Annotated in this window: 27 protein-coding genes; 6 read left to right on the top strand and 21 right to left on the bottom strand. The window is 71.1% G+C overall.

The features are described from left to right. The first annotated feature begins 3 nt into the window (after nt 1-3). Nucleotides 4-375 carry an ArsR/SmtB family transcription factor gene (locus AB7P10_RS08315; RefSeq protein ID WP_428293379.1) on the top strand — a complete coding sequence of 124 codons (372 nt, stop codon included), beginning with the start codon at nt 4-6 and terminating at the stop codon, nt 373-375. After that, the gene (locus AB7P10_RS08310; protein WP_428293378.1) at nt 372-815 is read left to right on the top strand and encodes an SRPBCC family protein; all 444 of its coding nucleotides are present in this window, start codon (nt 372-374) and stop codon (nt 813-815) included. The genes AB7P10_RS08315 and AB7P10_RS08310 overlap by 4 nt, the downstream gene beginning before the upstream one ends. Nucleotides 816-914: 99 nt before the next feature. On the opposite strand, the gene AB7P10_RS08305 is transcribed toward AB7P10_RS08310, so the two are convergent. From AB7P10_RS08305 to AB7P10_RS08225, 17 genes are all read right to left on the bottom strand, one after another. Continuing rightward, nucleotides 915-2,021 carry a phospholipase A gene (locus AB7P10_RS08305; RefSeq protein WP_428293377.1) on the bottom strand — a complete coding sequence of 369 codons (1,107 nt, stop codon included), beginning with the start codon at nt 2,019-2,021 and terminating at the stop codon, nt 915-917. Between the two features lie 11 nt (nt 2,022-2,032). Next, nucleotides 2,033-2,764 (bottom strand): 3-oxoacyl-ACP reductase FabG, encoded by a 732-nt coding sequence (fabG, locus tag AB7P10_RS08300; RefSeq protein WP_428293376.1) that lies wholly within the window; start codon nt 2,762-2,764, stop codon nt 2,033-2,035. A gap of 42 nt (nt 2,765-2,806) precedes the next feature. Continuing rightward, entirely contained in the window at nt 2,807-3,259 is a 453-nt protein-coding gene (locus AB7P10_RS08295) for a 3-hydroxylacyl-ACP dehydratase (protein WP_428293375.1), read from the bottom strand. Between the two features lie 5 nt (nt 3,260-3,264). Then, nucleotides 3,265-4,062 carry a beta-ketoacyl synthase chain length factor gene (locus AB7P10_RS08290; protein ID WP_428293374.1) on the bottom strand — a complete coding sequence of 266 codons (798 nt, stop codon included), beginning with the start codon at nt 4,060-4,062 and terminating at the stop codon, nt 3,265-3,267. Beyond that, nucleotides 4,059-5,252, bottom strand: a complete 1,194-nt coding sequence (locus tag AB7P10_RS08285) for a beta-ketoacyl-[acyl-carrier-protein] synthase family protein (protein WP_428293373.1) — start codon at nt 5,250-5,252, stop codon at nt 4,059-4,061. Before AB7P10_RS08285 ends, AB7P10_RS08290 begins: the two co-directional genes overlap by 4 nt. A 70-nt stretch (nt 5,253-5,322) precedes the next feature. Further along, nucleotides 5,323-6,045: an SAM-dependent methyltransferase gene (locus AB7P10_RS08280; protein ID WP_428293372.1), complete on the bottom strand. Its 723-nt coding sequence runs from the start codon at nt 6,043-6,045 to the stop codon at nt 5,323-5,325. 1 nt (nt 6,046) lies between these two features. Further along, nucleotides 6,047-6,847 (bottom strand): polysaccharide deacetylase family protein, encoded by an 801-nt coding sequence (locus tag AB7P10_RS08275; protein ID WP_428293371.1) that lies wholly within the window; start codon nt 6,845-6,847, stop codon nt 6,047-6,049. Beyond that, on the bottom strand, nt 6,844-7,488 hold the full coding sequence (locus tag AB7P10_RS08270; protein WP_428293370.1) for an alpha/beta hydrolase-fold protein: 645 nt from the start codon (nt 7,486-7,488) through the stop codon (nt 6,844-6,846). Before AB7P10_RS08270 ends, AB7P10_RS08275 begins: the two co-directional genes overlap by 4 nt. Continuing rightward, nucleotides 7,485-9,827 (bottom strand): MMPL family transporter, encoded by a 2,343-nt coding sequence (locus AB7P10_RS08265; protein ID WP_428293369.1) that lies wholly within the window; start codon nt 9,825-9,827, stop codon nt 7,485-7,487. The genes AB7P10_RS08270 and AB7P10_RS08265 overlap by 4 nt, the downstream gene beginning before the upstream one ends. Then, the gene (locus AB7P10_RS08260) at nt 9,824-10,396 is read right to left on the bottom strand and encodes a LolA family protein (RefSeq protein WP_428293368.1); all 573 of its coding nucleotides are present in this window, start codon (nt 10,394-10,396) and stop codon (nt 9,824-9,826) included. Before AB7P10_RS08260 ends, AB7P10_RS08265 begins: the two co-directional genes overlap by 4 nt. After that, nucleotides 10,393-11,298 (bottom strand): acyl-CoA synthetase, encoded by a 906-nt coding sequence (locus AB7P10_RS08255; protein ID WP_428293367.1) that lies wholly within the window; start codon nt 11,296-11,298, stop codon nt 10,393-10,395. The genes AB7P10_RS08260 and AB7P10_RS08255 overlap by 4 nt, the downstream gene beginning before the upstream one ends. Continuing rightward, nucleotides 11,295-11,606: a hypothetical protein gene (locus tag AB7P10_RS08250; protein WP_428293366.1), complete on the bottom strand. Its 312-nt coding sequence runs from the start codon at nt 11,604-11,606 to the stop codon at nt 11,295-11,297. The genes AB7P10_RS08255 and AB7P10_RS08250 overlap by 4 nt, the downstream gene beginning before the upstream one ends. Beyond that, nucleotides 11,593-12,942: an AMP-binding protein gene (locus AB7P10_RS08245; protein ID WP_428293365.1), complete on the bottom strand. Its 1,350-nt coding sequence runs from the start codon at nt 12,940-12,942 to the stop codon at nt 11,593-11,595. Before AB7P10_RS08245 ends, AB7P10_RS08250 begins: the two co-directional genes overlap by 14 nt. Then, nucleotides 12,939-13,607 carry a hypothetical protein gene (locus AB7P10_RS08240; protein WP_428293364.1) on the bottom strand — a complete coding sequence of 223 codons (669 nt, stop codon included), beginning with the start codon at nt 13,605-13,607 and terminating at the stop codon, nt 12,939-12,941. The genes AB7P10_RS08245 and AB7P10_RS08240 overlap by 4 nt, the downstream gene beginning before the upstream one ends. A 4-nt stretch (nt 13,608-13,611) precedes the next feature. Beyond that, nucleotides 13,612-13,896 (bottom strand): phosphopantetheine-binding protein, encoded by a 285-nt coding sequence (locus AB7P10_RS08235; RefSeq protein WP_297657221.1) that lies wholly within the window; start codon nt 13,894-13,896, stop codon nt 13,612-13,614. Nucleotides 13,897-13,934: 38 nt separating this feature from the next. Then, nucleotides 13,935-15,197 carry a beta-ketoacyl-[acyl-carrier-protein] synthase family protein gene (locus tag AB7P10_RS08230; protein WP_428293363.1) on the bottom strand — a complete coding sequence of 421 codons (1,263 nt, stop codon included), beginning with the start codon at nt 15,195-15,197 and terminating at the stop codon, nt 13,935-13,937. Nucleotides 15,198-15,200: 3 nt separating this feature from the next. Further along, on the bottom strand, nt 15,201-15,440 hold the full coding sequence (locus tag AB7P10_RS08225) for an acyl carrier protein (protein WP_428293362.1): 240 nt from the start codon (nt 15,438-15,440) through the stop codon (nt 15,201-15,203). A 267-nt stretch (nt 15,441-15,707) separates the two neighbouring features. Here AB7P10_RS08225 and AB7P10_RS08220 point away from each other — a divergent pair, with 267 nt between their 5' ends. Together AB7P10_RS08220 and AB7P10_RS08215 are read left to right on the top strand one after the other, a co-directional pair. Next, a complete protein-coding gene (locus tag AB7P10_RS08220; RefSeq protein WP_428293361.1) occupies nt 15,708-16,382 on the top strand; it encodes a phosphatase PAP2 family protein in 675 nt (224 codons plus the stop codon). A gap of 306 nt (nt 16,383-16,688) precedes the next feature. Continuing rightward, entirely contained in the window at nt 16,689-17,096 is a 408-nt protein-coding gene (locus tag AB7P10_RS08215; RefSeq protein WP_428293360.1) for a GreA/GreB family elongation factor, read from the top strand. A 27-nt stretch (nt 17,097-17,123) separates the two neighbouring features. Here the strand turns inward: AB7P10_RS08215 and AB7P10_RS08210 are convergent, their stop codons facing one another. From AB7P10_RS08210 to AB7P10_RS08195, 4 genes are all read right to left on the bottom strand, one after another. Beyond that, nucleotides 17,124-18,668 (bottom strand): methyl-accepting chemotaxis protein, encoded by a 1,545-nt coding sequence (locus tag AB7P10_RS08210; protein WP_428293359.1) that lies wholly within the window; start codon nt 18,666-18,668, stop codon nt 17,124-17,126. A 161-nt stretch (nt 18,669-18,829) separates the two neighbouring features. Further along, nucleotides 18,830-19,753 carry a LysR family transcriptional regulator gene (locus AB7P10_RS08205; protein WP_428293358.1) on the bottom strand — a complete coding sequence of 308 codons (924 nt, stop codon included), beginning with the start codon at nt 19,751-19,753 and terminating at the stop codon, nt 18,830-18,832. Nucleotides 19,754-19,816: 63 nt separating this feature from the next. After that, nucleotides 19,817-21,007, bottom strand: coding sequence for a CaiB/BaiF CoA transferase family protein (locus AB7P10_RS08200; protein WP_428293357.1), 1,191 nt, complete (start codon nt 21,005-21,007; stop codon nt 19,817-19,819). Between the two features lie 53 nt (nt 21,008-21,060). Continuing rightward, complete coding sequence (locus AB7P10_RS08195) at nt 21,061-22,005, bottom strand: hydroxymethylglutaryl-CoA lyase (protein WP_428293356.1); 945 nt, start codon at nt 22,003-22,005, stop codon at nt 21,061-21,063. Between the two features lie 112 nt (nt 22,006-22,117). Here AB7P10_RS08195 and AB7P10_RS08190 point away from each other — a divergent pair, with 112 nt between their 5' ends. Both AB7P10_RS08190 and AB7P10_RS08185 read left to right on the top strand, forming a co-directional pair. Further along, nucleotides 22,118-22,864 (top strand): IclR family transcriptional regulator, encoded by a 747-nt coding sequence (locus AB7P10_RS08190; RefSeq protein WP_428293355.1) that lies wholly within the window; start codon nt 22,118-22,120, stop codon nt 22,862-22,864. Between the two features lie 151 nt (nt 22,865-23,015). After that, nucleotides 23,016-24,758, top strand: coding sequence for a ShlB/FhaC/HecB family hemolysin secretion/activation protein (locus AB7P10_RS08185; RefSeq protein ID WP_428293354.1), 1,743 nt, complete (start codon nt 23,016-23,018; stop codon nt 24,756-24,758). The last annotated feature ends 8 nt before the right edge of the window (nt 24,759-24,766 follow it).

Below are 24,766 nucleotides of genomic sequence, written 5' to 3'. Positions count from 1 at the left end.
TTAATGAATAGAGCGCTGTCCCCCAACCAACTCGATGACGTCTTCGTGGCCCTTGCCGACGAAACCCGGCGTGCGATCCTGGCACGGCTGTCCGCAGGCGAAGCCCGCGTGACCGAGGTGGCGGCGCCTTTCGACATCTCGCTGAACTCTGTCTCCAAGCACATCCGCATGCTGGAGCGTGCCGGCCTCGTCGCGCGCAGGCGTTCGGGTCGCGACCACTACCTGAGCCTGGATCCCCGGCCATTGACCGAAGCCTCGGACTGGTTGCAGTCGCGCCAGCGGTTCTGGGCAGGCCGGGTGCAGCGGCTTCAGGCGCTGCTCGACGAAGAGGATGCGAGTCCGCGCAAACCACCTTCAGGAGTCCGACGATCATGAAGAAGAGCGAAGAAATGCTCGAGGTCAAAGTCCATCACCGGTTTCGGCAACCGGCCGAGCGCGTGTTCGACGCCTGGCTCGACGTGCGTCTGGCGCGCCAGTTCCTGTTTTCGACGGACACCGGCGAAATGGTCCGATGCGACATCGACCCGCGCGTGGGAGGCCGGTTTGTGCTGACGGACAGGCGACCCGACGGCGATGTCGAGCACACCGGGGAATACCTGGTGGTCGACCGCCCGAGCAGGCTGGTCTTCACGTTCGGCATACCGGCGGCATCACCGAGCTTCGACATCGTGACCATCGAGATCACGCCCGAGATCGATGGTGGCTGCACGCTGCAGCTGACAGCCGAGATGAAGCCCGAGTGGAAAGACTACGCCGATCGCGCACGCGAGGGGTGGGGGAAGATCCTGGCGAGCCTCGAACAGGCACTCGCCTGAGGAGGTGCCGGCCGGTTGGGCTGGCTGTGGCGCCCCCTCGTGCACGCGGTCGAACCCGCTCACACGATCCGTCTTGCAAGCGCTCCCCCAGCAGCCCCATCAGAACTGCAGAAAACTCACCCCCGCGCCCAGGCTGGTCTGGCGAAAGTTGTAGTCCAGCAGCGTCTCGCCGTAGCCGCTGAAGACTTGCACGTACCAGCGCAAGCCGTTGGGCTGGTCGCGGGACACAGGGTAGGTCCATTCAAGCGAACTGCCGCCGCGGCCGCCGCTGCGCAGCGTGCTGCGGTGGCGCAGCATGGCGGTGTGCCGCCCGCTGGACCAGCCGAGGGCGAACTCGGCCTTGCCGCGGTAGGCCAGCAGGTCGGGGTTGTTGTCGCTCTCTGGCCGCTCGCGCAGGCGGTGGTTCAACCGGGTGGTGAAGGTCCAGTTGCCGCGCTCGAAGCCCGCGCCCAGGTACACGCGGTTCCAGCTGCGGGACAGGGGATCGGACTGCCCGTTGGACTGGTGCGCCAGCCCGAGTTCGGTAAAGCGCCATTGCCATCCGAAAGGCAGGGTGGCGCGCAGGCCCGGTGCGGTGGGCACCACGTAGATCAGCTCGGGCTGGTAGTTGCTGTTGCGAAAGGGCCGTGAGTCGGCGTGGTTGTAGACCTGCCACATGGTCTGCATGGTGAAGGCGCCCCACAGGTCGGCACCGGGGAAGCCGACACCCTGAAGGAGCTTGGTGCGCACCGAGAGCTGGAACTTCGCCTCTTCGCGGCGGTTGTCGGGCATGGCCACCGCGCCCTGGGTAGGCGACTGCGGTGCGCGGTTGACGCGAGAAACAACATGCAGGGGCAGCACGTAGTTGGGCTGGTAGCCCACGAAATTGAACACGCCGCGCTTGTCGGCGGGGTCGAGCTCCCAGAAGCGGGAGAGAAAGGTGCTGGCCTTGGCCGGTGACGACGCAGCGGGCTCCGGGGGCAGGCGCCCGCCCGACTGCGTGAGCAGCGAGGGCGCTTCGGCGTCTGTGCCCGGCAGCGGCTGCGTGGCCGCTGGCTCGGTGGGGGCCGGCGCCCGGCCGGCCAGCCTGTCGTAGCAGCTGAGGCGGTCGGCAGCGGCGCCAATGAGCGCGCATTGCTCCAGCGACAGGGGCCCGCCGGTGACGCCCTGCGCGAAGGCACCTGAGGCGAGGCCGCACAGCGCGAAAAGTGTCGTACAGCGTTTCATGGCGTGGGGCATCAGCACATGCCGCCGTTGATCGACATGACCTGCCCGCTGATGTAGGCCGCCTTGTCGGATGCGAGGAAGCCCACCAGCTCGGCCACTTCGTCCGCGCGCCCGGCGCGCTGCATGGGCACCAGGCGCTTGATGGCGTCGGCGTCGAAGCTGCCGGCGCTCATGTCGGTGTCGATGATGCCAGGGGCCACGGCGTTGACGGTGATGCCGCGCGAGGCGAGTTCGAGCGCGAGGGACTTGGTGGCCGCGTGCAGCGCGCCCTTGGCGGCGGCGTAGTTCACCTGGCCCTTGTTGCCCATGACGCCGGCGATGGAGGTGATGCTGATGATGCGGCCCCAGCGCGTGCGCAGCATGGGCAGCGAGAGCGGCTGCGTGACGTTGTAGAAGCCGTTGAGGGACACGTCCATCACGCGGTCCCACTGTTCGCCGCTCATGCCGGGGAAGACGGCGTCGTCGTGGATGCCGGCGTTGTTCACCACGATCTGCACCGGGCCGGCTTCAAGCAGCGCGGCCAGCGCGGCGGCGCAGCGCTCGCGGTCGGTCACGTCGAAGGCCACGGCCTGGGCGCTGCCGCCGGCGTCGCGGATCTCGCGCGCGAGCAGGCTGGCCTTGTCCAGCGCGCGGTGGGCGTGCACGATGACGTGGTGCCCGTCGGCGGCCAGGCGGCGGCAGATCGCCGCGCCGATGCCGCCGCTGCCGCCGGTGACGAGTGCCCGCCTGATCTGGTTCTCCATGGGGTGGTCCCTGTTCGCTGGTTGGTTCGTTCGTTCGATGTGTCAGAGCGCGTCCGCGTCCAGCACGACAGCCGCGCGCCCTTCGAGCAGGCAGCGCTCGCCGTGGTGCAGTGCGAACTGGTACAGCACGTGGTTCGCATCGCCCGAGACGCGTTCGGCGCGCACGGCGAGCGCGCCGGGCAGGTCGTCGAGCCGGTCCACATGCAGGGTGACGCCGCGCACGCTGGTGAGGTAGCCCTGGCGCGGCGCGGCGTCGGCAGCGGCCACGAGCGCGCCGTGCACCGCCATGGCCTGGGCCGCGTACTCGATGCCGCAGGCCGCGCCCAGGCGGCCGGCCTCGCGCAGCGGGTGGGCCGGGTCGGTGTGGCCCAGGGCGCGGCACACGATGTGCTCGCCGGACCAGTCCGTCACCGCGTCGAGCAGGCACATGCTGCCCTGGTGAGGGATGCGCGCGGCGATCCAGGCGTGGTCCAGGGCGTGCGGGTTCGTGCTCATGCGGTTTAGCCGGCGTCCAGCCGCACCGCCAGTTGCCGGCCGGGCAGGTGGTCCAGGCAGAGCGTGCCGTGGCGGCCCTGCGCCAGCGCTTCCAGCAAGGGCAGTGCGCGCAGTGCGGGGATGGCCCCGCGCAGGGGTTCGAGCGCCGCGTGGCCCCAGGGCGGCGCGGGGGCGTCGGTGGTCCAGGCGGTGATGCGCGCCAGCGCCTGAGGCGAGGCCTGGGGTTCCAGCCGCAGCGCCACGCCCGCGCATTCCGGCACGGGCCGCGTGGCGTGCAGGGGTTCGGGGTATTCGCTGTCGTAGGCCAGCAGCAGCGTGGGTTGCTGGTCCAGTGCCACCTGGGCCAGCGCGTCGATCAGGCCGGCGCCAAAGCTGCCGTCGAACGCGCACAGCACCTGGCAGGGCGCCATGGATTTCGTGGCAATGCCCCAGTAGCCGGCGGGCGCGTTGTGCACCGAGTTGTGAAACCGCGTGGGCGAGATGTGGCGGTCGTCGGTGGCGAGCTGTTCGCACAGTGCATGGCAGTTGTGCCCGTCGGCGCCCGAGGATGTGAACACCGTGGCCAGCTGCGCCACATCGGCGCCGGCCGCGGCCTCCAGGCCGATGCCCAGCGCGAGCTTGATGACGCGGCTGGCGCGGCGGCGCTCGGCCGGCGGCAGGATGGCCGGGGCCGGCAGCACCGACGGCGCGGGCACCCAGGGTTGCTCGCCGCGCAGCACGGCGCGCGCGGTGGGCCAGTCGGGCAGGCCGGGGGCGATGACGCCCACGCCGGTGATCCAGGCCGTCAACGGTGCATGGCTCATGACCGCAACCCCAACACCAGGCTGCAATTGCTGCCACCGAAGCCGAAGGAGTTGCTGAGCACGTGGCGCAGCGGTGCCGCCGTGCCGCGCAGCTGGTAGTTCAGCGCGCCGAGCGCGGGGTCGAGCGCGCGCGTGCCGGGGCTGCCGGGCACGAAGCCGTCGGCCAGTGCGATGGCGCACAGCGCGGCCTCCAGCGCGCCGGCCGCGCCCAGGGTGTGGCCGGTGGCGCCCTTGGTGGACGAACACGGCACGCGCTGGCCGAACACGGCGGTGACGGCCTTTCCCTCGGCGCTGTCGTTGGCGGGCGTGGCGGTGCCGTGCAGGTTGATGTAGTCGATGGCGTCGGCGCCCAGCCCGGCCGAGCGCAGCGCGGCCTGCATGGCCATCTGCGCGCCCAGGCCGTCGGGGTGGGGTGCGGACATGTGGTACGCGTCGCTGGACTCGCCCGCGCCCAGCAGCCACACCGCGTGCTCACTGTCCGCGCCATCGCGTTCAAGCAGCGCGTAGGCCGCGGCCTCGCCGATGGAGATGCCGTTGCGCCCGGCGTCGCCGGGGCGGCAGGGCTCGGGCGACGTGAGTTCGAGCGAGGCGAAGCCGTACAGCGTGGTCAGGCAGAGCGAATCGACACCCCCGACCAGGGCCGCGTCGATCGTGCCGAGCTCGATCTGGCGCGCGGCGGCGGCGAACACCTTGGCGCTGGACGAACAGGCGGTGGAAATGGTGGCGCCCATGCCGGTGATGCCCAGGTGCTCGCGCAGCAGCTCGGTGAGCGAATAGGGGTTGTGCGTGGCGGCGTAGTGGAAGCTGGCGGGCAGCGCGCCGGTGGCCGGGTCGCGCTCGCGGTAGGCCAGTTCGGTCTGCAGGATGCCCGAGGTGCTGGTGCCCATGAACACGCCGACCCGGTCGGCGCCATGGCGCGCCACGGCCGCGCGCACGCGGGACTCGAAGCCGTCGGCCCGCAGCGCCAGCAGGGCCAGGCGGTGGTTGCGGCATTCGTAGGCCGACAGCGCGGCGGGCAGCGCCTGTGCGCCCACGCCCTCGACCTCGCCCACCCAGGTGGGCAGCCGCACGGTCTCGAAGGTGCAAGGCTGCAGGCCGCTGCGACCTTCGCGCAGCGCAGCGCGGTGGGCGTCAAGCCCCACACCCAGGCAGGATGTGGCGGTGGTGGCGGACAGCAGCAGGGGCTTCACGGCAGCGCTCGAAAAACGGGACCGGGCATTGTCTCAGAAGGGGTTCGACGCACAGGGGCAGGGGGTATCGTCAATGCGGCACGCGGCAGACCAGCATGACGTTGGCGAAGGGCTTGTGCCCGCTCATGGGTTCGCTCTCCACCACGAAGCCCAGGCGCTGCAGCTCGGCCACCCAGTCGGCCAGCGTGCGGCAGTACAGCCGCGGCAGGCGGTGACCGCGCGTGTAGGTGACGAGACGGTCCACGCCGTTGCAGATGCGGTAGCGCAGGCCGGCGCCCGCATCGCCGATGCGGGTGAGGAACACGCCCCCGGGCGGCAGCGCCTCGCGGATGCGCGCGAGCACGTCGCGCTGCTGCTCGTGGCTGAAGTAGTGCAGCGCGTCCAGGATCAGGATGGCGTCAGGCCGGCCGAAGTTCACCGTGTTCATGTCGCCCTGCTCCACCCGCACCACCGGGTGCTGCGGGCCAAAGGCGCGCGCGGCGCGCTCCACGTCCTTGTGCATCAGCTCCACGCCTCGCAGTTCGCGCGGCAGCGGCGGCGCTGCCCAGCCTGCGGGCCAGTGCCCCTGTTCGTGCAGCCGGCGCGCGGCCAGCAGCCAGGCGAACAAGCTGCCCTGGCCGCAGCCGAGGTCGAGGTAGCGCCCACCTTCGGGCAGCAGGCCGCGGCGCAACACCTCGTGAAAGATGGTGTCGTAGCCCAGCTTGCCGCGCGCGTAGTGGTAGGCGAACCGCCCGCTGGGCCGGAAGGTGGCGCTGGCCTCGTTCACCAGCGTGTGGATCAGTTGTCGGGTCATGTCAGGTCATGGCATGCGTCAGGGTCACGGGATGCAGCTGGCGTTCGGCCAGGGTCTGCAGCAGGCGCGGCAACACGGCCAGGATCACGGGCTCGCCCTTTGATGTGCGCGCGGCGTGGCCGTCGTGCAGCAGCACGATGTCGCCCGGGCCGAGGCGGTCGGTCAGGCGGTGGAACACGCGTTCGGGGTCGCCGGTGCGGGTGTCGTAGGCGCGGCGCGTCCAGGTGGCCAGTTCCAGGCCCAGGCCGTGCAGCACCGGGTCGAGGAAGGGGTTGCGCAGGCCGGCGGTGGCGCGGAAGAAGCGCGGCGCCTGGCCGGTGATGTCGCCCAGCGCCGCCTGCGCGCGCGCGATGTCGCGCCGCATGCGCCCCGGGCCGAAGAGCGAGAACGCGTTGCTGTGCGCAAAGCCGTGGTTCTCCACGCGGTGGCCACGCTGCACGATCTCGCGGCACAGCGCGGGGTGCTGCTCGGCGATGCGGCCGATGCAGAAGAAGCTGGCGCGCGCGTTCGCGGCGTCGAGCAGGTCGAGCACGCGCGGCGTGACCGCCGGGTCCGGCCCGTCGTCGATGGTCAGCGCGATCTCGCGCCGGCGCGCCGCCGCCTCGGGCAGGCGCGTGAGGTTGGGCCCGAGCAGGTGCGAGCTGGGCCACAGGCCCGCAGCCACCAGCACCGCGTGGTTGGCCAGCAGCGCGCCCGCGGCCCAGGGCCAGGCGGCAGGCACGGCCAACGTGCCCAGCAGCGCCGCGCCGTGCACGGCGGCCGATGCGCGCAGGGTGGGTGACGGGGTCCAGCGGCGTGTCATGGGCTGAAGTGTCCCGCATCGAGGAAGCGTTCCCACAGGGCACGCCAGGCCCGCCAGTCATGGCCACCGGCCACGGTGTGGCGCGCGGCGGGCGCGAAGCGTTCGGCCACGCGCTGGATGCGCGCGGCGAAGCGGTCTTCGGTGCCGTGGCCGACAAACACCGGCAGGCCGGGCGGCGGGCGTTGCAGCCACTGCCAGACGCGCAGTTCGGGGTCGCGCAGGTCGTCCGGCGTGGGTTGCCAGCGGTCAGGGCCACCGGCGCGGTCCATCACGTTCACGCTCGGCCGACTGCCCGGGTAGGGGGCGAGCAGGCACAGGCCGTCGACCGCGCCCGGGTGCGCGGCCGCGTGCGCCATGGCGATCATGCCGCCGAGCGAGATGCCGCCGAGCCAGACGCTGGTGCGCGCCGCGCGCGCGGGGGCCAGTATCTGGTGCTGCAGCGCGTCCCAGGTGTCGGCCGCGCCCAGGCTGATGCCGCTGACGTCGAGCGCGAGCAGGCCCAGCGGCAGGCCGCGCCGGGCGATGGCGTCGGCAAAGCCGGCCTCGAACAGTTCCTCGGGCCGCATGGCCATGCCCGGCAGCATCACCAGCAGGTGCGCCGCGCTGCCCGTTGTGCCGACGGTGCGCAGCGGGGCCGTCATGCGCCGGCCTTTCGCGGCGCGGCGAAGGCCGCCGAGAGCAGCAGCGCCAGCAGCGCCCCGGGGCCGACCGTGACGCCAATGGCGTGCAGCACCGGCACCGACGACCAAGCCAGCACGCCGAAGCCGATGGCGGTGGTGGTGCTGGCCACGCCGATGGACAGCAGGGTCTCGTCGTCCAGTGTTTCACCGCGCCCGACGCGGTCGAAGAACAGCGCGTAGTTGGAGCCCACCGCCACCGTGAGCAGCATGCCCACCAGATGCAGCAGGTGCAGGCGCTCGCCGCTGGCGTGCAGGCCGGCCACCACCACCAGCACCGCCATCAGCAGCGGCAGCACCACGCCCACGAGGCGGCGCGCGCTGCGCAGCGCCACGGCCAGCGCAACGACGATGGCCACGAAACCCGCGGCCGAGAGCTGGATCGCTTCCTGGATGTATTCGCCGTAGAGCGCGTCGAATTCGCCCTTGAGGTCGATGAAGATGGCGCCGCTGCCGGCCAGCGCGGCGCGCACCGCGTCGACCGGGATGTCGGCGCCCACCGCGTCGGGCGCGGGGCGCAGCGGCAGCAGCACGCTCCAGCCGGCGGGGCGCTGCTGCAGCAGGGCGTCCACCACCAGGTCGAGGCCGGTGCCGTCGAGGTCGGCGCGCGTGAGGTTGGCCGAGGCGCGCGCGGCGCGCACGTCGTCCAGGAAGGGCTGCAGGCGCTCGGCGGAAATGGGCGCGTCGACGAGGGCCTCGCGCAGGCGGACGGCGAGCTCATCCGGCGGCGGCAGGCTGGCGCGGCGCGCGTTCTGCGCCGCTTCGCTGGGCAGGAAGCGCGCCGGGCTGTCAAAGCCACCGATGAGGCCTTCATCCACCAGACGGCGCAGCGCGGCGCCGGCGCGTTCGGCGGCCTGCAGCGCGGCTTCGCGCCCGGGGGCGGTCACCACCGCCATGTAGCGCGCATCGGGCGCGCCCAGGTCGGCGCGCAGCCGCGCGTCGCGCTCGCCCTCGGCCTGGCTGACCGTGGAGAGCGCCGAGAGGTTGGGGTAGAGCAGGTCGTGGCGCTGCTGGAACAGGTAGACCGCCGCCACCAGCACCAGCGCCACCAGTGGCCAGCGCAGCAGGCCGGCGCGCGCCACCAGCGGACGCAGCACGCGGCCCTGGCGCGCGCCGTCGGCCAGGTGCACGCCCGGGCCGGCCAGCGCCGGCAGCAAGTAGCGCGTGACCAGCGCGGCAATGAATACGCCGGTGAGCGCGTACAGCCCGAGCTGCGCCAGGCCGGGAAAGCCCGAGAACAGCAGCGCGCCGAAGCCGAACAGCGAGGTCAGCACGCCCAGGCGCACGGTGGGCCAGTAGCGTTCGCGCCAGGACGACACGCCCAGGCGGCCGGACTGCACGAAGTAGTAGATGGCGTAGTCCACCGCCTCGCCGATGAGCGCAGCGCCAAAGCCCACGGTGATGCCGAACACCGTGCCGTGCACCAGCCCGACGACGACGATGGCGGCCAGCGTGCCGCTGAGCACCGGCACCAGCGTAAGCAGCAGCAGGCGCGCGCGGCGGTAGACGAAGCCCAGCAGCAGCGCAATGCCCACCGCGCTCAGCAGCGACAGGCGCATGACCTCCTCCTGGATGGTGGCGCGCGCCTGCACCGCGAACATGCCCGGGCCGGACAGCTCCAGCGTGAGCCCCTGCGCGCCGACCTGCTGCGTGGCCTGCGCGAAGCGCTCGCGCACCAGCGCAATGGCCGCGGCCTGCGCGTCGGTGTCGGAGCCGAGCGCGCGCGTCTGCACCAGCAGCAGGGCGCGCTCGCCGTCGCGCGAGGCCCAGACGCCGTCGAGCTCGTTGGGCTGCACGCCCGCGTTCAGGCCCGAGAGGAGTTCCACCAGCTCGCCCGTGGGGTCGCGCGCCAGGTAGGGCTTGAACAACAGACCGGCAGAGGAACTGAGCAGGTCCACGCTGTTGTTCACCGCGCTGCGCAGGCCTTCGACGCTGAAGCGCTCGGGCGTGACGGCGCCGCTGAGCAGGTAGCGGTGCGCCAGCAGGAAGTCTCGCGCGGTCTCCAGCGCACCGGCCTCGCCGTTCTGCACGGAAGCCAGGCTGTCGTCGCTGGCCAGCGCGGCGCGCAGTGCGCGCGAGGCGTCGGCGCGCTGGCCGGCGTCGCCGCCGGCGATGGCGATCATCAGCAGGCGCGAGACCGCGCCCTCGCGCAGCTGGTCCACCATGACCTGCTGCTCCGCCGTGGGCCGCGAGGGCAGGAAGAAGGAGACGTCGGCAGAAAAGCGGGTGTTGAACAGCAGCACCAGGCCCAGCGCCATGGCCGCCAGCCAGACCAGCAGGGCCCGCAGGGCGCCGCGCGTCATGGGGTCTTCACCGGCTCGATGCGCATTTCGATGCGGTCGCCATCGGCCTGCAGGTAGTCGATGCCCAGCACCTGTTCGCGCACCCCGCTGACCGTGATGCGCTTGAGCAGTTGCGCAATGCGTTCATCGCTCGGCACCAGGGTCAGCACCCAGTTGTCGACTTGCCCGCTGAGCGCGAGCTGGTAGTTCTGCTCGAGCGAGGCGCGGTTGCCCGCCAGCGTGCTGCGGATGCTGTCGACGAAGGCGGCCACCTCCGGGCGCGCGATGAGCCGGATGCTCATCTTGCGCTTGTCGCGCTCCAGGGTCAGCGTGTCCTTGTCGAGCACCACCGTTTCAGGCCTGGGCGTGAGCGTGCGCTTCTCCAGCCGGTCGGGCGCGGTGTAGCGCATCTCGCCGGTGGCGACCACGGGCTTGTCGAGCACGGCGAGGTAGCGCTTCTCGACGAAGCGGGCCTCGCCGCCGCGGTTGCGCGCGAGCTCGGCCATGAGCTGGTCGATGTCGAAGCCGGCATGCGCCAGGGCGCTGGCGCCGCAGAGCAGCAGGCCGGTGAGGAATTGTCGAAGCGTCATGAACGTTGCCAGAAATCGTAGAAGTTGAACCAGTTGTAGGGCGCGCGGCGGCAGAAGTCGCCAAGCCGGTCGGCATAGGCCTGCATGGCGCGGGCGATGGCGGCATCGCGCTCGCCGCGTTCGACATGGGTGAAGTCGGCCAGCGGCTCGAAGTGCAGTTCGTAGCGGTTGCCGCCCAGGTACAGGCCGGCCATGAAGAACACCGGCCGGCGCAGCATGGCCGCCATGCGCCAGGGCCCGAGCGGAAAGCGCGCCGGCGCGCCCAGGAACCGGCATTCTGCCGTGCTGTCGTGGGCCAGCGAACGGTCGGCCAGCAAGCCCACCAGGCAGCCGGCGTCGAGCCGGTCGCGCGCGCGCAGCATCGAGTCCGGATGGCCCAGTGGCACCACGTCCTGCTGCGCCTGCGGGTTGATGGCGTGCAGGATGGCGTTGATCTTGCGCGCGTTCTCCTCGTACATGAGCATGGCCAGCGGCACGTGGGCGTGCGCGTGGGCCATGGCACGCAGCACCTCGAAGCTGCCCAGGTGGGCGCCGAACAGCAGCGCGCCGGTCTGGCGCTGCAGCGCGGCCTGCACCGCCTCCTGCCCGACGAACCGGATGTCGAACAGGTCGAAGCGGTCGTTGAGCAGGTAGACACGGTCGTGCACCGTGCTGGCGAAGGCCATCACGTGGCGGTGGTCGTCGGCCCAGGTGGCGGGACGGCCGAGCACGCGCTCCAGGTAGGCGCGACCGGTGCGCCGTGCGCCGCGCGAGAACAGCACGAAGTACAGCGCGATGAAGCGCAGCACCAGCCGCCCGACCGGCCGCCCCAGGCGCAGCGAGATCCACACCATCACGCGCAGCGCGCCCAGGTGGCTGCGTTCCTGCTGGCGCATCCAGTCGGGCGGCTGCGGGTTGCTCATGGTGCGGGCGGGGGCAACAGGCTGCCGCTGGCCACTTCGCGGCCGTCGCGGCGCACGCTGAATGCCACGGCGCCGCGCGGCGTGGTGCGCAGCGTGAAGCGCAGCGCCTGCGAGGGCCCGACCGGCTCGAAGAACTTGGCCTGCGCGACCTGCCAGCCCACCGCGTGCGGCGCGCCGCGCATGCGCGCGGCCAGCAGCAGGGCGTGATCGAGCAGCACCACGCCCGGCACGATGGGCCGCGACGGAAAGTGGCCGGCGAACGCGGGGTGGTCGCCCGGCACGGCCCAGGTGGCTTCAGTCGTGTCCATGTGGCCCCACCTTCTCGGCATGCAGCGCCTGCAGCGCGGTGCGCGGCAGCTTGCCGGTGCTGTTGCGCGGCAGGGCGTCGAGCAGCACCAGCGGGCGCGGCAGGAAGATCGCGTCCAGCCGCTGGCGCAGCGCGGCCATGAGCGTGCGCGCATCCAGCGTGGGCGCGACCACGAAGGCGCACAGGCGCGTCACACCGTCGTGACCGGCCTCGTCGGGCAGGAAGAAAGCCGCGTCCACCACGCCGGGCACAGCACCGATCTGGTGGTTGAGGTAGGCCAGCGAGGTGCGCTTGCCAGCAATGTTGATCAGGTCGGCGTGGCGGCCGTGCAGCAGAAAGCTGCCGTCGGCGCGGGACTCGATCACATCGGCCAGCGGCACGCGCCCCTCCACATGGCCGCCGCTGGCGTAGGTGGTGTCGCCCTCATGGTCGAGCCGCGCCTCCCCCATCAGCTGCCAGGCCGCGCCGTCGAGCGTGCGGCGGCTGGCCAGCGCGGACGATTCGGTGGAGCCGTAGATTTCGTGCACCGGCGCGCCGCAGTGCGCCTCGGCGCGGTGCGCGAGCTCGGGGCCGAGTGGCGCGGTGGCCGAGAGGATCAGGTCCATCGGAGGCACCGCCAGTCCCGAGGCGAGCAGCGTCGAGAGGTGGAAGGGCGTGGTGACCAGCATGCGCGGGCGCGGCACGGCCTGCAGCGCGGCCACGATGTCCTGCGGATAGAACGGCTTGCCGGCGGCGAAACTGCAGCCGCCGTGCAGCGCCAGCAGGAAGGTGGACTCGAAACCGTAGCTGTGCTGCGCGGGCACGGTGCCGACGATGGCCATCGGCCGCTCCAGCAGGCCCAGCGCACGCGATTCGGCGCGCCCGTTGCGCACCAGCCTGCCCCAGGTCTTGCGGTGCGGCTGCGGCAGGCCGGTGGAGCCCGAGGTGAAGAGGATCGCCACCACGCGCGCGTCGTCGACCTGCGGCATGCCGACCGCGGCCGGGCGCGGCAGCGAGGCGAGGTCGGGGAACACGGTGCCGGGCAGGCCGGGCACGGTGTCGGCGCGTTCGCCCAGCCAGCACACGCCGGGGTGGTCGGCCGCAAGGCGCTGCAGGGTTTCGGGCGACTGCGACGAGGGTTGCAGGCTGACCTTGCCCGCGATCAGGCCGGCAGCGAATCCGACCGCGAAGAGGTAGCGGTCCTCGCACATGTTGAGCAGCCAGCCGCCGGGCGGCAGCCGCGCGGCGAGCGCGTGCGCGTCGCCCAGGAAACCGCGCACCGTCACCGGGCCTTGCGCGCGCCAGGCGAACACGTCGTCGAGCGCGCGCGCGCTGATCAGGGGCGAGGTGGCGCTCATGGCCGCGACGGACCCGCGCCGCGACCAGATTGCGCCGATTCGCGCTTGTACGCCCGCACCACGTCCGCAATGCCCGGGCGCTCGTGCGGCGGCAGCAGGAACAGGCGGCAGATGTGCTCGATGACGAACATCAGGCCGATCAGCGGGCCGGTCAGCAGGTTGGCGTGCACCGACCAGATGGCGGGCGGTGCCCAGATGAAGAGCAGGGTGGACACCAGCGCGTTGGTGAAGAAGAACAGCGTCCAGGCCAGGGTGACGCCGCGCGTGTAGCGCAGCTTGCGTTCCGACAACTCGTGGGAAAAGATGCGCCGCGCCATCCGGGTGATGAGCGGCTCGCCCGGGCCGAGCAGCGACTTGCCGAAGTACACGCCCAGGGCCACGTGGATGCCCAGGTGCTGCAGGTAATACATCAGCGCCACGTTGAGCCGCAACCGCGGCCACAGCCAGGCCAGCGCGGTGGCGAGCGCGAGCACACCGACCACGCGCCACACCCATTGCGGCAGCCGCCACAGCGCCATGAGCACGGCGGCCATGATCGGCAGCACGGCGACGGCGGCGTTGAAATCGGCGTTGCCCCACCCGGTGCTGCCCACGTGCGCGGCAACCACCCAGGCCAGCATGAGGAGCAGCACGCCGAGGTCCCGCAGCACCGAGGGAAGGTTCATCAGGTTACTGCGTGCGCTGGCTGGCAATGTAGGCCGTCAGGGCGCGCGGGGAGGCGAAGATTTTCTCGTTGTCCTCGTTGTCCGAGCGCATCTGGAAGCCGTAGCGCTTGGAGATGACGAGCGAGATTTCGAGCATGTCGATCGAGTCCAGCCCCATGCCCTCGCCATACAGGGGGCCGTCTGGGTCCACCTCGCCGGGTTCGAGTTCCATGTTGAGGGCTTCGATGATCAGCGCGACCACTTCAGGGACGAGGGCGTCGACGGTGGCGGGGGAAACGGGTTCGGTCATGGCATTCATTCAGGAGGAAAACGGGAGGCCCGGGGCCTTCAGCGGGCCGGTGGCGCGCGCAGCGCCAGCACGGCGTTGCTGCCACCAAAGGCAAACGAATTGGACAACGCGGCGCGCAGCGGCACGCCGCGCCGGCCCTGCAGCACATGGTCCACGCCTTCGCAGGCGGGATCGATGCGGCCGGCCAGGTGGGCCGTGGGCGGCACGGCCTGCTCGCGCAGCGCCAGCGCGGTCACCACCGCCTCGACGGCACCGCAGGCACCGAGCAGGTGGCCGTGCATGGACTTGGTGGCGCTCACGGCCAGCCCCGGCGCGCCGTCGCCGAACACCTCGCGCAGGGCGGATATCTCCACCGGGTCGCCCTCGGTGGTGGCGGTTCCATGGGCGTTGACGTAATCGATGTCGGCGGGCGCAAGGCCCGCGTCGGCCAGCGCGGCGCGCAGGGCGCGCACCTGGCCTTCGCGGTGCGGCCGGACCAGGTGGCTGTGATCGCAACTGGTGCCAAAGCCGACGACTTCACCCTGGATGGTCGCGCCGCGCGCGACGGCGTGGTCCCAGGCCTCCAGCACCAGGGCCGCGCCGCCTTCGCCCAGCACCAGGCCGGCCCGGTCGGCGGCAAAGGGCCGGCAGGCTGAGGGGGCGGTCTGCGCGTCGCCGGGGGCCATCACGCGCATGGCCTCCCAGGCGCGCACCACGCCGTACGACTGGCAGACGTCCGAACCGCCGGTGACCATGACCGCCGCCTCTCCACTGCGCACGCGCCGGAAGGCTTCGCCGATGGCGATGCCCGAGGAGGCGCAGGCCGCCGTGTGGCTGGTGCTCACGCCACCCAGGCCCAGCTGTATCGAAATGTGTGCGTTCACCGCGTTGTTCATGCCCTGTACGACCGACAAGGGCGACAGTCGTTCACGGCCCTTGAGCCACATGTCGCGGTGGCCGCGCTCGTGCACCGCCACGCCGCCCAGCGCCGTGCCCCAGATGCAGCCCCAGTCCTCGCGGGTTTCGTCGCCCGCCTCGGGCTGGCGCGGCAGGCCCGCCTGCGCCCAGGCCAGGAAGGCCGCGGCCGTACCCAGTTGTGCGAAGCGCTCCATCATCAGCGCCAGGGGTTTGCCGAGCAGGGCCTCCGGGTCGAAGCCGGTGCAGCCCACGGCGGGCACCGACAGCGGGCGCGGCACGTCGTCGGTGAGCAGGTGGCGCACCGCCGATTCGCCGGCCAGCAGGCGTTCGAAGAAGTCTGTGTCGTTGCCACCGTAGGGGCTGATCACCCCGAGACCGGTGATCGCGACGCGGTGAGCGCGCATGGCTCAGCCGGTCTTGAGGGCCGCCAGCGAGTCGATCACCGCCTGCATGTCGGCGACGGTTTTCGGGGGCGCCATGTCGGACGGGATTTCGATGCCCATGCGGTCCTCGGCCTCGAACATCAGTTCGGCCAGCATCAACGAGTCCACCCCGAGATCGGCCAGCAGCGCGCCGGGCTCCACCTGTTCGGGCGCGACGCCCAGGCGGTCGGAGAGAAAAGTGCGGATCAGGTCGGTGGAGCTCATGAGGCACGCCCAAGGGTGAGGCCGGCGCCGCGCGGCCTGGACGCGAACCGGGGCAGAACAACGAACATGGGGAAACTCCTCCGAAGCAAAGACCGTCTTTCGTATGTCGGATGCGGCCTTGGACGGGCACACGCCGCCCACTCTTCGCAGGGCGACAGATTATACAAAGCGCCCCATCCCCGCATGCCCCGGGGGGGCTCGTGGCACCCATGCCGTACATTAATCCCGGCCACCGTTTCCGACGGTCGATGCCATACCCCCCACACCATGCCATCCCCCTCCGATCGCCCCTGGCACCGGCTGCTCCTGACGCGCTTCGTCACGCTGTGGTACCTGAAAGCCTTCGGCACGATGGCCTTCATGGTGCTGTTCTTCATGGGCTACTTCTGGGTGCTGCACAACCCGCAGAAGCCGCCGCTGATGGTGCCAACGGTCTGGGTGGACGACCTCGTCGCGTTCGTGCCGGCGGCCTTCTACGCCTATGTGTCGCTCTGGGTGTACGTGTCGCTGCCGTCGGCGCTGCTGCTGCAACTGCGCGAGCTGGTGCGCTACGGCCTGTGGACGGCGGCCATGTGCGTGCTCTGCCTGGCGCTGTTCTGGGTGTTTCCGACCCAGACCCCGGTGCCCGACATCGACTGGGCGAACCACCCGCAACTGGCGTTCATGAAGGGCCTGGACGCCTCGGGCAACGCCCTTCCCTCGCTGCACGTGGCGTCGGCGGTGTACTCGGCGATGTGGCTGCGGCACATCCTGCGGCAGGTTCGCGCGCCGGCCTGGGTGCCCTGGCTGAGTGCGCTGCAATGCCTGGTGATCGTCTGGTCCACGATGGCGGTGCGCCAGCACGTGTTCCTGGACGTGCTGGCCGGGGCGGTGGTGGGCGCCGTGTTCGGCTGGCTGTCGCTGCGCGGCGCGCCCGCCGGTGACCCGCGCGAACGCACCTGAAGACCGAAGGGCATTGCGCGGCACGCCGTCCCGCTATTCAGGGGCCTCCTACAATCGCGCCATGGCCTCCCGCCCCACCCTCCACCGCCGCCAGACCGCGCTCCTGCCCTTCGTGGCCGGCGGCGTGGCGCCCGTTCGCGCGCGAATGACGGGCCCGGCGGGACTGCGCCAGCCGGCCGCACTTTCCTGAGCCCGGCGATACCCCTCCCCCCCTTTTTGCGCAACTCCACCATCGCCGGGCCCCAAGCCCTGCGCTGCCGTGGCCGTCGCTCCTTCGCGCGGCCGCCACACTTTCTGGAGTGCCCCATGCACCACATTGCTTCCGATGCCGAGCGCCTGCTCACCGAACTCGATTTCTCCCGCCTGAACAAGCTCCGCGAGGGGCAAGCCCTGCCGCCCGAACTGGCCGACGCGCTCGACACCCTGGACCTGGTCCCGCCGCGCGAGGTGCCACCCGACGTGGTCACGATGTACTCGCAGGTTCTGGTCGAGGACGCCGCCTCCGGGCAGCGCCGAAAGCTCACGCTGTGCTACCCCGGCGATGCCGAGCCACACCTGGGTTTCATCTCCGTGCTCTCACCGGTGGGCGCGAGCCTGCTGGGCCGGCGGGTTGGCGCCACGGCGCGCTGGCGCACGCCCAATGGCGATGCCTGCACGGCGGAAATTGCCTCCCTGCTGTTCCAGCCGGAGGCCAGCGGCGACTACACGCTGTAGCCGCCGCGGTGATCACGCCGGGGCGATTCAGCCCCGGGCGAGCTTGAACACGGCCACGGCCTGCACCAGCTCGGCGGCCTGCGTCTTCAGGCTCGCGGCGGCGGCGGAGCTTTCTTCCACCAGCGCCGCGTTCTGCTGCGTGGCCTGGTCCATCTGCGTGACCGCCTCGCCCACCTGCGCCACGCCCGAGCTCTGCTCCACGCTGGCCGCGCTGATCTCGCCCATGATGTCCGTCACCCGACGGATCGAACTCACCACCTCGGTCATCGTCACACCGGCCTGATCGACCAGGGTCGTGCCTTCGGCCACGCGCTCCACGCTGGCGGTGATGAGTTCCTTGATCTCCTTGGCCGCCTGCGCGCTGCGCTGCGCCAGGTTGCGCACCTCGCCGGCCACCACCGCGAAGCCTCGGCCCTGTTCGCCCGCGCGCGCGGCTTCCACCGCCGCGTTCAGCGCCAGGATGTTGGTCTGGAAGGCGATGCCGTCGATCACGCTGATGATGTCGGCGATCTTCTTGGAGCTGTCGTTGATGCCCTTCATGGTGTCCACCACGCGAGCAACCACCTCACCGCCCTGCGAGGCCACGGTGGAGGCGCTCATGGCGAGCTGGTTGGCCTGCTGGGCGTTGTCCGCGTTCTGCCGCACGGTGGAGCTGAGCTCTTCCATGCTGGCGGCGGTTTCCTCCAGCGCGCTGGCCTGCTGTTCGGTGCGCGCGGACAGGTCGTTGTTGCCCTGGGCGATCTGTGTGCTGGCCGAGGCCACGCCTTCGGCGTTGCCGCGCACGCCGGCCACCACGCGGACCAGGCTGGCCTGCATGCCCTGGAGGGCCTGCAGCAGCTCGGCGGCTTCGTCGCGCCCTTCGCTGTGGATGGGTTGCGTGAGGTCGCCGTCGGCGATGAAGCGTGCGCCTTCGGCAGCCTGGCGCAGCGGCACCGTGATGGAGCGCGCCAGCACGAAGGCCGCGCCCGCGCCCAGCAGCAGGGCCAGCACGCCGCCGGCAATCAGGATCGTGCGGCCTTGCGCTGCCTTGTCTTCGGCGTCTTTCAGCGACAGGTCGTACAGGTCTTTCTGGCGCTTCTCCAGGTCGTGCACGGCCTTGAGGTAGGCCTCGGACAGCGGCTTGAGGTCGCGCTCCAGCGCGGCGCTCACATCGTCGCCAGCCAGGCGCGCCTTGAGCAGGTTGGCGCGTGGCGTGCGGTAGGCCTCGCGCGCCGCGTCGATCACGCCGATCATGCGCTTGCCTTCATCGCTCTGCACGAGCTCGATCAGGCGCGTGCGCGAGGCCAGCGTGAGCTGGGACGTCTTGTCCATGTCGGCCTGCCACATCGGCATGCGGCTGGTGTCGGAGTCGAGCACCGCGGCGCGTGTGCGGATCCAGTTGAGGTCGATGGTCTGGCGCCACTGCACCGCCAGCTGCAGCTTCTCGTTGTCGATCGTGGCCAGCTGGCGCGTGGTGTGGGCCAGCTCCTGCAGGCGCCAGACGCCGATGCCCGCCATCAGGGCGGTGATGATCAGGATGAGTCCGAACGCCACGCCCAGGCGGCTGCCGACCTTGATGTCATTGAGTTTCATGAAAATGCTTTCCGGATTGAAGACGGGAACGGTGACCTCGATCACGCTAGATCGACGGCTGCGCAACGATCTTGAATGAAGGGCGTTTTCGCAATGCGGGGAATAAACGGGCTTCCGGGGCCCAGATCGGGCGCGGCGGCGGCCCCCCGCGCCGTCCGGGCTCAGGTTTTCCAGAAATCCGGCCGGGCGTACTCGTGCTTGAGGAAATCGATCCACAGGCGCACCCGCAGGGCCAGGTGCTTGCGCTGCGGGAACAGCGCGTAGACGCCGTTGGGCGGCGCGGCGTAGTCGTCGAGCACGCTCTCGAGCTTGCCGGCGGCGATGTCGGCCTCCACCTCCCAGGTGCTGCGCCAGGCGATGCCGTAGCCGGCCAGGCACCACTCACGCAATACCTGGCCGTCGGTGCAGTCCAGCGGGCCGCCGGGGCGCATGTGCACGATCTCCGGCTCGCCGCCGTCGGCGGTGGGCATGGAGAAGGCCCAGCCGCGGGTCTGGGACGCGTCGCTGGACAGCGCCAGGCAGTCGAAGCGGGTCAGGTCGGCGGGCACCTGCGGGCGACCGTGCTGCTGCAGGTACTTCGGCGTGGCCACACACAGGCGGCGGTTGTCGGCCAGGCGCACGCTCACCAGGGACGAGTCGGGCAGGTCGCCCACGCGCACCGCGCAGTCGTAGGCCTCGCCGGCCACGTCGACCACGCGGTCGCTCAGGTTGAGCGAGATCGTCACCTCCGGGTGCAGCTCGCGAAAGCGCGGCACCAGCGGCGCCACGTGGCGGCGCCCGAAGCCGGCCGGCGCGGTGATGCGCAAGTGACCACTGGCTTTCACGCCGCCCGCGCTCACGCTGGCTTCGGCGTTGGCCATGTCCACCAGCAGGCGCTGGCAGTCCTCCAGGAAGGCGCTGCCTTCGTGCGTGAGGGTGATGCGCCGCGTGGTGCGCACCATGAGCTTGACGCCCAGGCGGGCTTCAAGGGCGTCGAGCCGGCGCCCGATGATGGCCGGGGCCACGCCCTCGGCCCGGGCGGCGGCCGTCAGGCTGCCGCGCGTGGCCACGGCCACAAAGGTTTCCAGCTGCTTGAGTTTGTCCACCGGGGCAGATTACCCCACGAACCGTGGTGGATCAATGTCAGATTTGCCAGGATTGATGACTTTTCAGGCTGCTTTCGCCACGGTTTTCGCCAGACGCAGCGCGTCTTCGGGGCCGTAGCCCAGCTCGGCGAGCAACGGCGCGCTGTGTTCGCCCAGCCGGGGCGGACTGCGCCGCACGCCCAGGCGCTGGCCGTCCAGCGCCAGCGGCAGCAGCACGGTCTGCGCGGTCTGGCCGGCGGTGTCGCCGTCCGGCAGGGTGATGGGCGCCAGCCCGCCGGTGGCGCGCAGGTGCGGGTCGTCCAGCAGCTCGTGCGGCTTGGTGATGGGTGCGAACGGCAGGCCGTGGCGCTCGAACAGCCCCGCCAGATCGGCCGCCGTCTGCAGCGCCAGGCGTTCACGCAGCAGCGGGATGAGCCAGTCGCGGCAACGCACGCGGTTGTTGTTGCCCAGCAGGCGCGGGTCGTCGCGCAGGTCCTGGTAACCGAAGGCGTCGCAGAAGATGGCCCACTGCGTGTCGCTCACCACGGCCAGAAAGATCTGCTCGCCCCCCGCCACCTGGAACACGTCGTAGATGCCCCAGGACGAGATGCGCTCGGGCATGGGCGCGGCGGGTTTTCCGGTGACGGCGAACTGCATCATGTGCTGCGCCACCAGGAACACGTTGTTCTCGAACAGCGAGCTCTGCACTTCGCAGCCTTCGCCGGTCTGTTCGCGCGCGCGGAGCGCGGCCATCACGCCGATGGCGCCGAACAGGCCGCCCATGATGTCGTTCACCGACGAACCGGCGCGCAGCGGGTCGCCCGGGCGCCCGGTCATGTAGGCCAGGCCGCCCATCATCTGCACGACCTCGTCCAGCGCGGTGCGGTGGTCGTACGGCCCGGGCAGAAAGCCCTTGTGGCTGACGTAGATCAGGCGCGGGTTGATCTGCTTCAGGCTGGCGTAGTCCAGGCCCTGCTTGCGCATGGTTTCGGGCTTGAAGTTCTCGCTCACGACGTCGGCGGTGGCGATGAGCTTGAGCACCGCTTCCCGGCCTTCGGGCGTCTGCAGGTCCAGCACCAGGCTTTTCTTGTTGCGGTTGAACAGCGGGTAGAAGCCCGCGCCCGAGCCGAGCAGGCGGCGCGTGTTGTCGCCCGCGGGCGGTTCGACCTTGATGACCTCGGCCCCCAGGTCGGCCAGCACCATGCCGCAGGTGGGGCCCATGACCATGTGGGTGAATTCGACGACGCGGATGCCTTCGTAGGGAAGTTTTTTCATGGATGCAGGTTGGAAGAACTTCGGTCCTGCGGCGCGCGCAGGACACACAGGATTCAGGGCAGGCGGTAGGAGTGGGGCTGCCAGCCCTTGGGCAGGCCGGCTTCGGGCGTCATGCCGTACACCGGTTCGCCCGGCAGGCCGGCTTTCAGCGGTTCGCGCGCGGCGATGAGTTGTTCGATGTCCACGCCGGTGCGCACGCCCATGGCCTCGAACATGAAGACCAGGTCTTCGGTGACCACGTTGCCCGAGGCACCGGGCGCGTACGGGCAACCACCCAGGCCGCCGAGCGAGGCGTCGAAGGTGCGCACGCCCACGTCAAAGGCGGCCAGGCAGTTGGCCAAGCCCAGGCCGCGCGTGTTGTGCAGGTGGGCCGCCCCGGCGCGCTCGTCGCCCATCTCGGCGCGCAGCCGCGTGAACAGGCGGCGCACCTGCGCCGGGTGGGCCATGCCGGTGGTGTCGGACAGGCCCACCTCGTCCACGCCCGCCTCGGCGCAGGCCAGCGCGAGGCGGATCACATCGTCCTCATCCACCGCGCCCTGCAGCGTGCAGCCAAAGGCGGTGGACAGGCCCACCTCCACCCGCACCTGCGGCGCGGTGTCGCGGCGCAGCGCGAGCACGGCGCGCAGCTCGTCCAGCATCTGCATGGGCGTCTTGCGCACGTTGGCCAGCGAATGGGCTTCGCTCACCGAAACCGGCAGGGTGATCTTGTGCACGCCGCTGGCGAACGCGGCCTCGGCGCCGCGGCGGTTGGGCACCAACGCCATCACGGTCAGGCCCGGGTGTTGCAGTGCGTGCTGCACCACGGCCGGCGCGTCCGCCATCTGCGGCAGCAGCTTGGGCGGCACGAAGGAACCGACCTCGATCTCGCGCAGGCCGGCGGCCACGAGCGCGTCGATCCAGCGCAGCTTGTGGGCCGTGGGCATGGTGGCCTGGACGGACTGCAGGCCGTCGCGCGGACCGACTTCGCTGATGAGGACTTCGGAAGAGGTGTCTTGCATGAAAAAACCGGAGTTGCTTGCGTTTCACAAGTTAGAACGATATTCTTTCTGCTGAAAGAATGGCAGACGACCCCCCACCTGTCAACCCACAGCGCAGCACAGCACCGCACCCATGCCCCGCAAAGCCCAGACACCCTCGTTCGCCGACACCCACGCCGCCAGCGGCGGCACCGCGGCCGTGGACCGCGCGCTCTCGCTGCTGGCCGCGTTCCGCGCGGGCGATGCCGCCCTGTCGCTGGCCGAACTGGCCGCGCGCACGCAGCTGCACAAAAGCACCGCGCTGCGCCTGCTCGCCTCGCTGGAACACGCGCGCCTGCTGCAGCGCCTGGACGACGGGCGCTACGGCCTGGGCGGCGAGGTGGCGCGGCTGCACGGCGTCTACGCCGCCTCGTTCTCGCTCGACCGCATCGTCATGCCCGTGCTGCGCCAGCTGGTGGCCGCCACCGGCGAGAGCGCGGCCTACCACGTGCGCCAGGGCCAGCCGCCGAACCAGACGCGCCTGTGCCTCTACCGCGTGGACTCACCGCACCCCGTGCGCGACCACATCCGCGCCGGCGACGTGCTGCCGCTGCACCTGGGCACGGGCGGGCGCGTGCTCACCGCCTTCGGCGCGGGCGACGACAGCCGCACACCCAGCGCGCCGGAGCGGCGCGTGCTCGCCCGCATCCGCGCCGACGGCTACATGACCGCCGTGGGCGACCGCCTGGCCGAAGTGGCCGGCATCTCGGCCCCCGTGTTCCACGCCGACGGCAGCATCGCCGCCGCCCTCACGCTGACCATGCCGGCACACCGGTTTGATGAGCGACACGTGGGCAAGGTGCTGGCGGCGGCGCGGGGGTTGGGGGGGCGGGTGGGGTGAACCTGCCCGCGGCCGGCAACCCGCGAACTATTTCACGAATCCGACTGCAGTCGCCCCGCGCTGCGAAATAAATAACAACACTTAAGTACTGTTTTTGTTTGTTTCAAAGAGAATATGCAGCTCTTTAGAACTAACAACAGGGTGGAAGCAGGTGAGGGGAGCGAAACGCAGGAGGGCCGGCCTGGCCCGGCGCGGCGGCGCCATCGGGGCGCTGCTGCTGGTCGCGGCCTGTGGCGCACCGGCCCTGGCGCAGACGGCGGTCGACGCCGGTCGCAGCGCGGCAGCTGAACAGCGCCGCGCCCTGGAGCGCGATGCCCTCCAGCGCGAACAGGCCTTGCCGGGGCGGCAGGTATCGGCCTCGCCAGCCGAGGCCCTGCCCGCGCAGCAACTGCCGACGGACGAATCCCCCTGCTTCACCCTCCACCAGGTCGCCTTGCGCGGCGAGCGCGCCGGGTCGTTCGGCTGGTTGCTCGACGCACTGGGCGGCCCGGACGGTCTGGACGGCCCCCTGCGGCGCTGCCTCGGCGCACGGGGCGTCGGCCTGCTGGTGCAGCGAGCGCAGGCCGCCTTGCTCGCGCGTGGCTTCATCACCAGCCGGGTGCTGCTCGAACCCCAGGATCTGAGCGACGGGCAACTGGCCCTCACCCTGGTGCCCGGACGCATCCGGCGCATCCACTTTGCCGGGCCGCAAACACACCCGGTACTGGCGCGCAGCGCGGTGCCGGCCCGGCAGGGCGATGTGCTCAACCTGCGCGACATCGAGCAGGCGCTGGAGAACTTCAAGCGCGTGCCCGGCGTGGAGGCCGACATCGACATCGTGCCCGCCGACGATCCCGGCTGGAGCGACCTGCGGATCCGGTGGCGCCAGGACCGCGCGGTGCGCCTGAACCTGAGCGTGGACGACAGCGGCTCGCGCAGCACCGGCCGCTACCAGGGCAGCGCGACCCTCAGCATCGACAACCCGCTGGGGCTCAACGACCTGTTCTACGTGGGCCTGCAGGGCGACCTCGGCGGTGGCGACCCGGGGCGGCGGGGCACAGGCGGCAACAGCTGGCACTACTCGCTGCCCTGGGGTTACGCCCTGCTGTCGTTCGACGCCGGCCGCCACCGCTACCAGCAGACCGTGGCCGGCGCCGCGCAGGACTACACCTACCGCGGGCGCAGCGCCTCGCAGGCGGCCACGCTGTCCTGGCTGGTGCGGCGCGACGCGGGCAGCAAGACCACGCTGCACGCCAAGGCTTTTGCGCGCCAGTCGCGCAACTTCATCGACGACACCGAGATCGAGGTGCAGCGCCGCGCGGTGGGGGGTTGGCAGCTCGGCGCCGATCACCGCGCCTTCGTGGGCGAAGGCACGCTCGACCTGGGCCTGAACCACCGGCGCGGTACCGGCGCCTTCGGTGCGCTGCGCGCGCCCGAAGAGGCCTTTGGCGAGGGCAGCTCGCGCTTCGAGCTGCTGCAGGCAGACGTGCGCTGGCAATCGCCGCTGCGCCTGGGCACGCAGGCCTGGACGTACAGCGGGCAGGTGCGCGCGCAGGTCAACCTCACACCACTCGGCCCGCAGGAGCGCTTCGCCATCGGCGGGCGCTACACGGTGCGCGGCTTCGACGGCGAATCCAGCCTGAGCGCCGAGCGCGGCTGGATCTGGCGCAACGAGCTCGCCACGCCACTGGGCGCAAGCGGCCAGTCCTTCTTCGCCGCACTGGACCACGGGCAGGTCAGCGGTCCGTCGAGCCAGCGCCTGGTGGGCAAACGCCTCACCGGACTGGCGCTGGGCCTGCGCGGTGGCGCTGGCGCGCTGCGCTACGAGCTGTTCGCGGGCTGGCCGCTGCGCCACCCCGAGGGCTTCAGAACCGCCCACACCACGGCGGGCTTCTGGATCGGCACCGGTTTCTGAGCTGCAAC

It is taken from the genome of Hydrogenophaga sp. (assembly GCF_050182545.1).
Lineage (GTDB): Bacteria > Pseudomonadota > Gammaproteobacteria > Burkholderiales > Burkholderiaceae_C > Hydrogenophaga.
Note: the sequence above shows the minus strand (reverse complement) of the source record. Positions and strands in the feature narration are given on the sequence as shown.